Below are 12,043 nucleotides of genomic sequence, written 5' to 3' on the forward strand. Positions count from 1 at the left end.
ATGAAACCAACAATGAAAAAATGGCTGACCGGACTTTTGTCTGCGGCCCTGTTAGCTGGAAATCTTCCGGTGTATGCGTTAAACACCGCTTATGCCGCAGAAGAGGATGGATTTTTTACAGATGAGACGGATTCTTTTGAGGGTGGTTCCCAGGAATCCGAAGACACACAAAGTGAGGATTCTTTTGCAAGCGTTTCTGAATTTACCGGGTTTACCTCCGGGGAAGCAGAAGAAGATTTTTCAGGAGAAGAGGACTTTGAAGCCTCTGATTCCCAGGAGGGATTTGAAGGGGAGACAGATCCTATCATCATGCCAGAAACCGATGCGCAGGATGAGGGTGGCTACCTTCAGAACTTGACCTTATATACCAGCCAGAGCGGTGCTTCTACCGTAGGATTAAAGCGTATGTCTGATCTTGACGCAGAGTTTGGCGGCAAGGTTTATGTGGCAGAATATGGTTCCAACATGGATTCCGCATCCTTCTGGATCACAGCGGATCTGGCAGGGAATGCACCGGAGGGATCCGTCCTTCAGCTGGAAACCACGGGACTGGACGGAGAAAAACAGAATGCGGAAATGTCAAAAAGCGGATACACAGATGGTACCCGTTACAATATAGCTGCCTCCGTTTTTGCAGCCGGAGAAAATGGCTCCAAAAGAGCACTTTATACTATCACCGCAGGAACAGAAGGGGACAAGCAGGTTTACCAGATCCTGGTAGAACGCCGTCTTGACCTTTCCGATCTCAAGGCCTGCCTGCCGGATGACAAGGACCTGGCAAAAAATATCCTTCCGAAATTTGACACGACAGGAACTACAAGGGACTACGAGGCAACGGTAGCAGTTTCTACTGCTTCTTTACAGGTGGTTCCAAAAGCGTTTTCCGGCAACTGGTATCAGCTTGCCATTTCCAGTGAAAATGTAACCACAGGCGAAGTAAAAGAGGTTCCGTTTTCTTCTACAGATACGGCTGTGAGCGTTCCACTGGCAGACACCGGTGATACCAAAGTGACGCTCTCCATGTCAGAGGCAAACACCTATGCGGATCCTACCCTGGCAGAGAAAACCTATACCTCCACCGGCACCTACACCATCCTGGTTCATAAAAGCACAAGTGACAAAGTAAGTTTCCAGGTAACCCCGGAGGATGCGGTCATCAGCGTATATGACAAGGATGGGGAGCGCCTTACCCCTTCCGCCGATTCCCTGATGGTTTATGAGAACATCCTTCAAGGAGAAGCCTATACGTGGAATATTTCTAAATATGGCTATATTTCCCAGCAGGGCAGTTTTACCGGCGGCGAGGTTTCCGACATTAGTGCAGAACTGGTAAAACAGGATGCTACGCAGCCGGAGATCACGGACAATGACTGGATCAATTTTCGAAACAGTGAAACAAATAACGGCATTACCGGAAGCAGCACCCCAACCAGTGCGGATTCCACCCTGTTAAAATGGACCAAAAGGATCGGAGTGGGCTGGGAGGCAGCCATCACACCACCACTGATCCTGGGCGGAGCAGTTTATGTAGCGTCTGGACAGTTTATCTATAAGCTGGATAAAAACACAGGGGAAATCCTTCAGACCAGCGAACAGCTCTCTGGAAATATGCAGTATGCCATGATCCCCCTTACCTATGCAGAGGGAATGCTCTTTGCACAGATCGGCGGCGGTCAGATCCAGGCGGTCAGTGCTACTTCCTTAAAGTCCTTATGGATCAGTGAGTCCCTGGGAGGTCAGACACTTTCCCCGATCACTTACAAGGATGGTTATATCTATACCGGAACCTGGAATTCTGAGACTACAGCAGGCTCTTATTTCTGTCTGTCTGTTACAGACGAGGATCCATCCACAGGAACGGAGATTAAACACTGCACTTGGAAATACAACCATAAGGGCGGCTTTTACTGGGCTGGTTCTTATGCCTCATCCGATTACCTGATATTTGGTTCCGACGACGGTTCTTCAGAAGGAACAGATACCAACTCCGCCATCCTGTATTCCGTAAACACACATACCGGATTGCTCATGGATAAGATGACAAGCCATGGAGATATTCGTTCTACTATCGTTTATAATAATGGTTATGTATATTTCACCACCAAAGGCGGGTATCTGTACCGCGTGCAGATGAATGCAGACGGCACCTTTGGAACTGCCTGCAGCTATAACCTTGGCGGCATGGTAACTGCTTCCCCGGTTGTATATAAGGGGAGGATCTATGTAGGTGTCTGCGGAAATGGCGAACAGTTTAGTTCCGATGGCGGTCATCATTTTGCAGTCTTAACTGAAACCGCTTCCGGGATCTCTCTGGCATATAACGTATCCATCCCAGGCTATCCCCAGGCAGCGCCTCTTTTGTCTACGGCCTACGAAAACCAGGATTATAATGGGGATGGACAGGCAGATGGAAGAGTCTATCTGTACTTTACCTACAATGCAAAACCAGGCGGTATTTATATGCTGTCCGATGAACCGGGACAGACCTCCGGAACAGCCGTAGAGCTTTTCCGCCCGGCAAGTGACCAGCAGGAATACTGCATCAGTACCATCTGTGCAGACCGTGAGGGCACCCTTTATTACAAAAACGATTCCAACTATCTGATGGCTCTGGAAACAAATGGAGCCTATCTGGACAGCGTGACAGTCACAGCAGATACTGGAAAAGTGACCTGGCCTTCTGCTTTCCGAAAAGATACCTTAAAATATAATTTAACGGTAGCAGAGAATACCGGCAAAGTGACCTTTGATTTTAAAGCACCGGAAGGCTGCACCATAACTGTAAATGGACAGGCGTATGCAGGAAGTTTTGTAGCGGATGTAAGCGGCGGCTCCACAGATGTGAAGGTAACTGTAAGCGGTATGGGAAAGAGCAGGGAATATACTTTCCATATTTCCCAGGATATTTCCACTCCGGTTCTTGCGAACATGGCACTTAGCACCAGCAATACCTACTCCAATACGGCAAACCGGATTTCGCTGTCCCCGGAATTTAGCAGTGTAACAACCAGCTACCGGGCAATCTATAAAGAGAGCCGGGAATTTTTAAATATCTTTGCAGAACCGGCAGACAGCAGCGCATCGGTTACCGCTGTGGGAGTCCGTGGCACCAGCAAGGTAACGGTTCTTGGAAAAGTAACCGGAAGTGGTGCAGCACACAGAATTGCCATGTATTTTGATAAAACAAATCCAGAGGCAGAAGCAGAGGTAAAGGTTACCGTTACCACCAAATCCGGAAAGACAACCGACTATACCATTGTGGTACAGCGTACCGATACCCCATCCCCGACACCGACTGTAACTCCGGTTCCGGCTACCCCGACACCCGTTCCGCCGACTCCGACACCGACGGAAGTTCCGGAGGTATTTGGTCCTTGGACAACCGTATCGGGAGCAACGGTATTTGCCCCCGAAACACAGAAACGCACCAGCAACAAGGGAAGAACGGAAACCCGCACTGTAGGAAGTAAACTTACCCCAACCATCAAAGTAAATGCCACCAGTATAAAGCTGAAGGTAAAACAGTCTACCACAAAGGTGAAGGTGAGCGGTCTTGCAAATGGAGATTCCGTAAAATCCTGGACAACCAGCAACAAAAAGATTGTAACAGTGACAAGCAAGGGTACTATAAAAGGACTGAAAGCTGGAAAAGCAAAAGTCACCATCACACTTGCAAGCGGCAAAAAACAGGTGGTCAACGTTACGGTACAAAAGAAGGCGGTGAAGACAACCAAGATCATAGGCATTGCTTCTAAGGCAACCCTGAAAAAGGGCAAGAAACTGACATTAAAGCCAGTCATCAGCCCGATCACCTCCCTGCAGAAGGTAACCTATACCACTTCCAATAAGAAGGTGGCAACTGTTACCGCAAAAGGTGTGATCACTGCAAAGAAAAAAGGAACTGCCACCATTACGGTAAAATCCGGTTCCAAATCGAAAAAAATTAAGATCACAGTAAAATAAAAAAGATAGAACAGGCAGCAAAGCCTTAAAGGGCTCCTGCCTGTTCTGCCATTTAAAAGAGGCAGGAGCAGCTTCGCAAAAAAAGTGAGGAAAAAAATGATATATATTAGCCATTTAGTTTTAGATGATGACATGAAGGCTTTGGTAAAAGAGTATGGAACTGGGATCGAGAGCATTGATTTTTCTATTTCGGATAACCTGGATCAGCTTTCGGATTCGATCAAAACGTACTGGGAGAAAATGAAAGAGATAGGAACCAGGGATCTGATCCTTCACGGTCCGTTTCTGGATGTGAACCCCTGTGCATATGACAGTATGGTGCGGGAAGCTACCATGACAAGATTCAACCAGTGCTATGAGGCGGGGCTTCACCTTGGCGCTAAGAAGATTGTCTTTCACTCTGGCATGAACCCGTATGTTTACTACAAAGAATATTGGGCGGAGCAGGTTGCCAAATTCTGGCAGGAATTTATGAAAAACAAAACAGAACTTGAAGTCGTGCTGGAAAATGTATTTGATGATGATTGGCGGCTTCTTTTGGATGTTTATGAGAGGGTGAACCAGCCAAACTTCAAGCTGTGCCTGGACATCGGACACGCGCACTGTTATTCTTCTTTGGATGTCAGGGAGTGGGCGAAAAATCTGGCTCCCTATGTAAGTCATGTCCACATCCACGACAACTGCGGAGACCGGGATTCCCACATCGGGCTTGGAAGCGGAAACCTTCCCTGGGAGGAAGTGCTTGGCTATCTGCCGGAAACAAAAGAACGTACCTGGACCATTGAGTGCATGCAAAAAGAGGACATAAAAAGATGCCTTGACAGCCTGGCTGAAAAATAAGTTGTGGAACAGCACTATTGATAAATTGCTTTATATCGTCAGGAGAATATGGAAATTATGATGAGATGAGGGATAAGCCCCCGATAGTATGGATCTTTGGAACTATGCTGCCGGGGGGCTTTTGATTTACGGCTACTTATAAAACGCCAAGACACAGATTATAAACGGATCCTGTTTGTGTGCCAAATTAGGGCTGGAGGTTTTGAGAATAAAATAAATTATTTTTAGCAAGGATGCAACGGATACCGAAATTTTACGTGATATATAGTGAAAAAGGAATAACGAAACTTTGAAGGGAGGGCTCTAAAAATTTTTATTTACAACTTATAGGGAAAAATTTAAGAAAACGAGGTAAAAAGGATGAGTGGATTAAAAAAGTGGATGGCAATTATTATGACAAGTGTTACAATTATGGGAAATATGGCAGGGCAGGGTATCTCTGTAATGGGTGCGGAAAATGAAGCGTAGGAAGTAATTTCCAGTGGAAACATTTATGTAACAGAAACTGGTGCTAAGGAAAGAATTGTCAGAGTAAATGAAGATGGATCTTTTGTAACAGAACCAATTGAAGCGATTTCTTCCTATGCGACAAATGCGCCATGTGAACATCCGGCGAGATATTTAGAAGCTGTTGGTAAAAAGACAGATTTTCGAACAGTTGGAACAGCTGGAATCTGTTACAAAGAACGGCTGATTATCTCAAACAAATGTAATAAATGCCATCGTAGGGGGATAAAAACTTACACTCCATGGACATATTACAGTAAACATAGTTATCCGTTTTTGAAGAAGACCTGTAGTATTTGTGGATATAAAAAATAATCACGGTTAAGAGAAAGGAGCAGCATGATGAAACGAAAAAAGTTTTGGATTGGAGCGGCAGCGTGTATGCTGATTGGAACAGCTTCAGTGGCTGCCAGTTCTGGAGTTGAATTACATGAATTTTTCAATGCAAATGGAGAGAGGGTAATGTACCCGCTGGCCACATTTGACGAAGATCCGGATTTAAGCACCAGCGGACCACAGGATCAGGTATCAGTGGGGCAGATTATTGAAACAGAAGACGGAAAAGAAATAGTTACTGCGGTAGATGGTCAGGGAGCTTATATGACAGAAGTAATTGACCAGTAAATGGAAATGCAGAAAAGGAATTAGGAACGAAATATATTTCATTTCCTTTTCTGCAAAAAAAATAAAAAAATTACATTTTTCATGCGACCAATTAAAATAAAATACGTGATATAAGGTGAAAAAGGAGGATAGCTTAGGATGGATGATGCACAGATCATTAATTTGTATTTTGCCAGAGATGAAAATGCAATTGTAGAGACCAAAAATAAATATCAAAATATGTGTTATATAGTTGCACACAATATTTTATACAGCAGGGAGGATTCTGAAGAGTGTGTAAATGATACATGGCTTTTTACCTGGAACAGCATTCCTCCAAGAAGACCATCTATTTTGTCTTCCTTTGTTTCAAAAATAACAAGAAATACAGCAATCGACCGTTATCGGAAAAGAAATGCGCAGAAACGGGTGGATTCACATATGGAAGATATTGCTGGGGAAGTGGAAAAAATTGGAAGTGCAATTTCTTCTGATATTGAAATTTATTTAAAAAAGAAAGAACTTGTAAAATTATTTGACCACTTTTTATCAACGCTTTCGGAACGTGACCGGGATATTTTTATTAGACGCTACTGGTATATGGATCCTGTAAAAGCGATAGCAGACCGACATGCCTGTGGGGAAAGTAAGATCAAGTCAGTTTTGGCTCGTAGCAGGAAAAAACTTTATGGTTTATTAAAGGAGGCTGGCTATGAGGGATAATAAAGGATGGGATTTTTTAACGGCATTTGAGGATATAGATGAGAAATACATTTATCAGGCGGCGAAACCGTGGAAAGAAAATAAAATCGTAAGAGTCAAGCGCTACATACGGGTTGCAGCAGCCTGTATCATATTAGTGGCTGCTATTGGTGGTGGACTTACACATCAGAATGAGGTAAAAGCAGCCTGGTATAAAATGACTTCTCTTATTGGCCGGATTTTGGGAATTGAGAAGGAAACAGATGAATATGTGAAAACAATTCAAAAGACAATCGAAAAAAATGGAATTGCGGTTTCGTTAGAGGAAGTTGCAGCGGATGCAAAAAGCCTTTGGATTGCATATTCTCTGACTGATGAAAATGGCGAAAATGACATTTCCATGAGCAGCATTCAGGTCGCAGTTGATGGCGAGTCATTAGCGTTAGAAAATCAATATTCGCTTGATAACAGTAGCGGATCAGAAAAAGTGACTTCCAAATACTTTGCAGCGAAATTTAATCGAAGTAGAGCTGATCATTCCCAGAAATTTGAAATTCAAATAGGAACCTTCCAAAATCAAAATGAGCAGGTTGAAGAAAGGGATGTATATAGTTTTTCATTTACAGCAGATCCAGAAGCACTGCAGGCAGACACAAAAGAAATTGACATTCAAGTGTCTATCCCAATTGAGAAGGATCAGACGTTTTTGATTTCAGAAATGAAATATAATATTTTCGGATGTACCATTTCTGGATCATATTCCGATATGACGGAGGACGACGAATTTTGGCTTCGCGGGAAGGACGATTTAGGAAATGAATATGTTTTTAATCTCACTTCCTATGATAAACCGAATCTAATTTTTGAATTACAAGATTTGGGAATTTTGGATCATGCAAAACAGTTAACGCTACAGCTCTATCACTATTCAGGAACTACAGGAAAAACGGTTTCCTATGAGCAGAAAGAATCTGAAGATACTTACATAGAAGAAATAGGAACGGTATATGATGAAGACCAGGCACCGGAAGACTTGGCGGTTCCAGTTGGAGATGGTATTACCGTCGATTTACAAAATTAAATCGGAAATGTAGTGGAAATGGGAAGGAGGGGAGAAAAGAATCCATTTCTCGATTTAAAAATAGGATAATTACAAAGGAGGCTCTTTATGAGAAAAATGAAAAGTTTGTTGTGTGTATTATTAACCATGATTATTTCCCTTGGTAGTATGGTGACGGTAAAGGCAGATACTGAAATCAAGCCATATGAAAATAAGGAAAATGCTGTTTTACTGAAAAGGGAATACATTGATCTTGATGAAGATACGGTGATTGAAATTGAGTCTTATGAAGAAAAAATTCCGTCTCTTGCAAGAGCTGGATGGAAAACCACATCAGCCACAAAGACTTACCGGGTAAAAGATAAAAATACGAATACGGTGTTTGTAAAATATATTTTGAAGGCTACTTTTAGATATAATGGAAAAAAGGCAGAGTGCACAAATGCAACTCCTGACTGCAAGATTCTTGTACCTAATGTTTATAAGGTGATTACAAAAGATGCTTCAAAAGCAGGTGATGTTGCGCTTGGATATTTTTATTGCCAGCACATAAAAACTGGAAAAGGTGCTGGAGGAACATTTTCAATTAAGTGTGCCGCAAACGGAGCGGTCACTATTAGTTGATGCAGGAGAAAATAAATTTTGTTTCGTTGCTATAGAAATATAATGAAACATATAACGGAGAGAAAGATGGTTGTCGTTAGCCATCTTTTTTTCTTTTATGATAAGAATGCTTTATGCAACTTCGGAAAAACACGAAGGCTACATTGCAATTACCACGCTGGATTCCAAATATCCATTAAAAAGTATTTTAACATTTATCCGTGAAGTGGTTGAAACAGATGAGAAACTGAAATGTGATAAATACTGCCATCTTGGAGTAAAGCTGGTGAATAAGAGAGAATTTGGAGATAACAGATATGGAATGATTTGTGAGAATCCGTAAACTTGTATGATATATTTTTCTATCAGCCATTGCCGAAATGACATAATTATGGTATGATAATCCCATCAAAGGAGGTGCCTTATATGCCACAGATTATTCCGATTAAAGACTTGAAAAACACAGCGGAGATATCCGAACTTTGCCATAGAAGTGAGGAACCAGTTTATATAACCAAGAATGGATATGGCGATATGGTGATTATGAGTATTGAAAATTATGAAAGAGCCATGAAGAAGCTAAGAATGTATCAGGCGCTGGAAACTTCCGAAAGGCAGATTAAAGAGGGAAGCGTAAAAGATGCCAGAGAATCGCTTAGCGCAATGAGGGGGAAATATGGTTTATAAACTAATTGTTACAGAGCGTGCGGAAGAACAATTAGATGAATGCCTATATTATCTTGTATATCGGCTGGGGAATAATATAGCGGCAGAACATTTACTGGCATGTATAGAAAAAGCATATGATCGCCTGGAAGAGAACCCATATCAATTTCCAGAATGTCGGGACGCATATCTAAAATCCTTAAAATACAGGGAAGTTATTCTTACGGATATGTCCTACTTGATGATTGTCAAAGTAGTAGATTTGGAGGTATATATTATGGGGATATTTCATCAACTGGAGGATTACGGGAATAAATTGTCATAAAGAAAACATGTTTCGTGAAAAAAACTGATTCGTATTGGAATATATAGCAAATTTTGGGAAGTGTTGAAGAGACAGCACTTCCCTTTTTGGTGGGACATCAGAGTAAGCACGTTATGAATTTTTTCCAGAATACATGTAAACCGGATGGAATTGATGGGAAACTTATGAAGGCAACTACTCTGGTTTATACGGCGGTGAAAGAAGTAATATGATTCCGTCCGAAAAATTGCAAGAAAGCCTTGCGCCATTATTGGTAGATTGATATTCTAATAGTAAGAGAAACAAATCTTCATAAAATAGACAGAACCGGAGGGCTGTTATGCAGGATTATAAAAGGGAAGAATACAAAGTATTTGAATTATTTGATAAGAAATGGGCGCTTGTGACAGCTGGGAATATACAGCATTATAACTGTTGTACGGTAAGCTGGGGAAGCCTTGGGAATATCTGGGGGACAGCTGGGAACAGCAGGTCTACGGTAACTGTATATGTTCACCCTGCCCGTTACACAAGTGAGGTATTAAAAGAAAGTGATATTTTTACTGTCAGTTTTTATCCGGAAACCAGCCGTAAGGCATTGGGATATCTCGGATCTCATTCCGGGCGGAATGAAAATAAAATAGAGACGGTTGGCTTTACACCTGTAAAAATGGGACAGGGTGTTACGTTTGGGGAAGCAGAGCTTACCTTCCTTTGCAAGAAACTGTATCAGCACCAGTTCTCACGGGAAGACTTAGCACCGGAAATCCAAGCATATTATGCGGCGAAACCAGAAGTCTATCCGGATTTTAAGGGTGGATGGCAGCCGCATTATGTATTTGTGGGTGAAATCATAGATGTAAGGAAAAAAGAAGAAAATCATGTTGAATAATGAGACATTTATGAAGTTGCCATTTTTTATATAAGGAAATGGGAAAACGGTTACTAAAAGACGATAGGTACAGGTTGAGAGGGAGAAAAGATGCTAAAGAAAATATTAATGCCAGTAACTGCTGCCATGTTGCTTTTGGTTTCACCAGTGACACTTTATGCTGCCGATAATACATCTGTTGGTGAAGTGCCAGCGAAATTTAACTTAGAAAGAGATTCCATCTTAGAGAAACCTAAGATGGATGGAATACAGCTTACCAGTGAGGATATAAAAGGGCATTGGCTGGCAGCAGAGGTAGAAGATTTTAATGCGGCAGATTTTGATTCGAATGGGGACTGCCATATTACGATCTTCCAGAATGGAAAAAACAACGATCTTTGCATTCATCCAGATGGATCTTATGAATCAGAAGAAATAGAGGATGAAAAAATTGATCAGTTTCAAGTCCTGAAATCAAATGATTTTATTTTTTACTATAGTTTGGTTGACGATTCTTATGGTGGATTTCTGTTTATGAATGGGGAACAGTCGGACCGGGCGTATGTGATTGAGGCGGAATCAGATTTGTATTTGTCTGAAGACAAATTTATATTGATTGAGAATCAGAAGGCCTACGATTATGAACTGATCGAGAATACCATTCTCTGCCTGGATGAGAATGAAATTATGGGACTGGAAGTAATTGCCTATTTACCAGATCTGGTTGTGTGTAGAGATATTCAAACGAAAACAAGTGGAGTTGGGGAAATGAGTGATCTTATAGTATTTGTTCGGGAAAACGCTCTGGAGGCAGAATAAAATGTGCGGCAGGTATTATATGGATGAGGAAACTTATTTGGATATCCAGAAAATTGTATCTGAAGTAGAGGTATCTTTTGGGCGAGAACTGATAACTGGCGACATTCATCCCACAGAAGCTGCACCTGTAATTGTAAGCCCCGCTCATAAAAAACTACAGTTGTGTAAAAAAGCCTGGGGGTATCCTGAATGGCAGAATAAAGGCGTCATTTTTAATGCCCGGGTGGAATCGGTGACAGAAAAAAGAATGTTTCAAAATGGAATCCATTATCACCGGACCGTGATTCCTGCTGCCGGATTTTATGAATGGAGTAGGTTAAAAGAAAAAAATACATTTTACCGGAAGGATAGAACCCCTCTTTATTTGGCTGGATTTTATGATCGGTTTGGTAAGGAAGATCGGTTTGTGATTTTGACCACTGCAGCGAATGCTTCCATGAGCCCTGTTCACGATCGGATGCCCCTGATTCTGGAAAAAGACCAGATTATCCCCTGGCTATGGGATGAAAAATGTGCAAAAGAAATTCTATCCCAGACACCGGCTCTGCTGGAACGGTATGTCCCCTATGAACAGCAGAGGTTATTTTAAATAAGAAAATACGATTTTAAAAGTGGCTGCTATGCGATAAAACCAGGATAATCAAAGTTCTTGAGGGTTTGCCAAACTTGTTGAGGGTCTTTCGTGAGGGTTTCACTATAAAAACCCTCAAGTTTGCCCCTCACGAAGAGAGACCCTCAACAAGTTTGATTATCCTAAAACCAACCTGGCATAGTAGCCTTTTTCTATGTATTCGTAACGATCGGAGCGAAAAAAGAAATTAACAGGTGTTGTTTAATAGGTTTTGTCCCGATATTCGGGGCTAAAGGGATTTTGGAGAAGATTACCACTTTACATTCTGCCTTGGAGTAGATATAATAAACAAAAAAAGAACAAACGTTCGAGAAAAAGAGGCGGGAAGTGTGGAACGTACCATCTTACACAGTGACGCAAATTGTTTTGTGTGACTTGAAAGTCACTACATTTATTGTCTTACCGTAAGGTGTAAGACCTGCTGTTCCGTCAGTTGAGTCTAATATCTACAAAGTAGCGGGTAACTGCTATGAG

13 protein-coding genes are annotated in these 12,043 nt (G+C 41.9%); all 13 read left to right on the forward strand.

Annotated features, from left to right (window positions below):
- The 13 genes from DW904_RS11540 to DW904_RS11595 all read left to right on the forward strand — a co-directional run bounded on the left by DW904_RS11540 (position 1) and on the right by DW904_RS11595 (position 11,527).
- Positions 1-3,963 (forward strand): cadherin-like beta sandwich domain-containing protein, encoded by a 3,963-nt coding sequence (locus tag DW904_RS11540; RefSeq protein WP_118580684.1) that lies wholly within the window; start codon positions 1-3, stop codon positions 3,961-3,963.
- A 96-nt stretch (positions 3,964-4,059) separates the two neighbouring features.
- Positions 4,060-4,803 (forward strand): sugar phosphate isomerase/epimerase family protein, encoded by a 744-nt coding sequence (locus DW904_RS11545; protein WP_118580687.1) that lies wholly within the window; start codon positions 4,060-4,062, stop codon positions 4,801-4,803.
- A gap of 846 nt (positions 4,804-5,649) precedes the next feature.
- Positions 5,650-5,934, forward strand: a complete 285-nt coding sequence (locus DW904_RS11550; protein WP_147422319.1) for a hypothetical protein — start codon at positions 5,650-5,652, stop codon at positions 5,932-5,934.
- Between the two features lie 138 nt (positions 5,935-6,072).
- Positions 6,073-6,636, forward strand: coding sequence for an RNA polymerase sigma factor (locus DW904_RS11555; RefSeq protein WP_118580693.1), 564 nt, complete (start codon positions 6,073-6,075; stop codon positions 6,634-6,636).
- Positions 6,626-7,696 (forward strand): DUF4179 domain-containing protein, encoded by a 1,071-nt coding sequence (locus DW904_RS11560; protein ID WP_118580696.1) that lies wholly within the window; start codon positions 6,626-6,628, stop codon positions 7,694-7,696. Before DW904_RS11555 ends, DW904_RS11560 begins: the two co-directional genes overlap by 11 nt.
- 87 nt (positions 7,697-7,783) lie before the next feature.
- Positions 7,784-8,299 carry a hypothetical protein gene (locus DW904_RS11565; RefSeq protein ID WP_118580699.1) on the forward strand — a complete coding sequence of 172 codons (516 nt, stop codon included), beginning with the start codon at positions 7,784-7,786 and terminating at the stop codon, positions 8,297-8,299.
- Between the two features lie 70 nt (positions 8,300-8,369).
- Positions 8,370-8,621 (forward strand): hypothetical protein, encoded by a 252-nt coding sequence (locus DW904_RS11570; RefSeq protein WP_118580702.1) that lies wholly within the window; start codon positions 8,370-8,372, stop codon positions 8,619-8,621.
- Positions 8,622-8,704: 83 nt separating this feature from the next.
- Positions 8,705-8,965: a type II toxin-antitoxin system prevent-host-death family antitoxin gene (locus tag DW904_RS11575; RefSeq protein WP_118580705.1), complete on the forward strand. Its 261-nt coding sequence runs from the start codon at positions 8,705-8,707 to the stop codon at positions 8,963-8,965.
- Positions 8,955-9,269, forward strand: coding sequence for a type II toxin-antitoxin system RelE/ParE family toxin (locus DW904_RS11580; RefSeq protein ID WP_118580708.1), 315 nt, complete (start codon positions 8,955-8,957; stop codon positions 9,267-9,269). The genes DW904_RS11575 and DW904_RS11580 overlap by 11 nt, the downstream gene beginning before the upstream one ends.
- Before the next feature lie 53 nt (positions 9,270-9,322).
- Complete coding sequence (locus DW904_RS22895) at positions 9,323-9,481, forward strand: hypothetical protein (protein WP_202187712.1); 159 nt, start codon at positions 9,323-9,325, stop codon at positions 9,479-9,481.
- A gap of 107 nt (positions 9,482-9,588) precedes the next feature.
- The gene (locus DW904_RS11585) at positions 9,589-10,140 is read left to right on the forward strand and encodes a flavin reductase (protein WP_118580711.1); all 552 of its coding nucleotides are present in this window, start codon (positions 9,589-9,591) and stop codon (positions 10,138-10,140) included.
- A gap of 90 nt (positions 10,141-10,230) precedes the next feature.
- On the forward strand, positions 10,231-10,938 hold the full coding sequence (locus tag DW904_RS11590) for a hypothetical protein (protein ID WP_147422320.1): 708 nt from the start codon (positions 10,231-10,233) through the stop codon (positions 10,936-10,938).
- A 1-nt stretch (position 10,939) separates the two neighbouring features.
- Entirely contained in the window at positions 10,940-11,527 is a 588-nt protein-coding gene (locus DW904_RS11595; protein ID WP_118580718.1) for an SOS response-associated peptidase family protein, read from the forward strand.
- Positions 11,528-12,043: the final 516 nt, after the last annotated feature.

It is taken from the genome of Ruminococcus sp. AM42-11 (genome assembly GCF_003480145.1).
GTDB lineage: Bacteria > Bacillota > Clostridia > Lachnospirales > Lachnospiraceae > Blautia_A > Blautia_A faecis.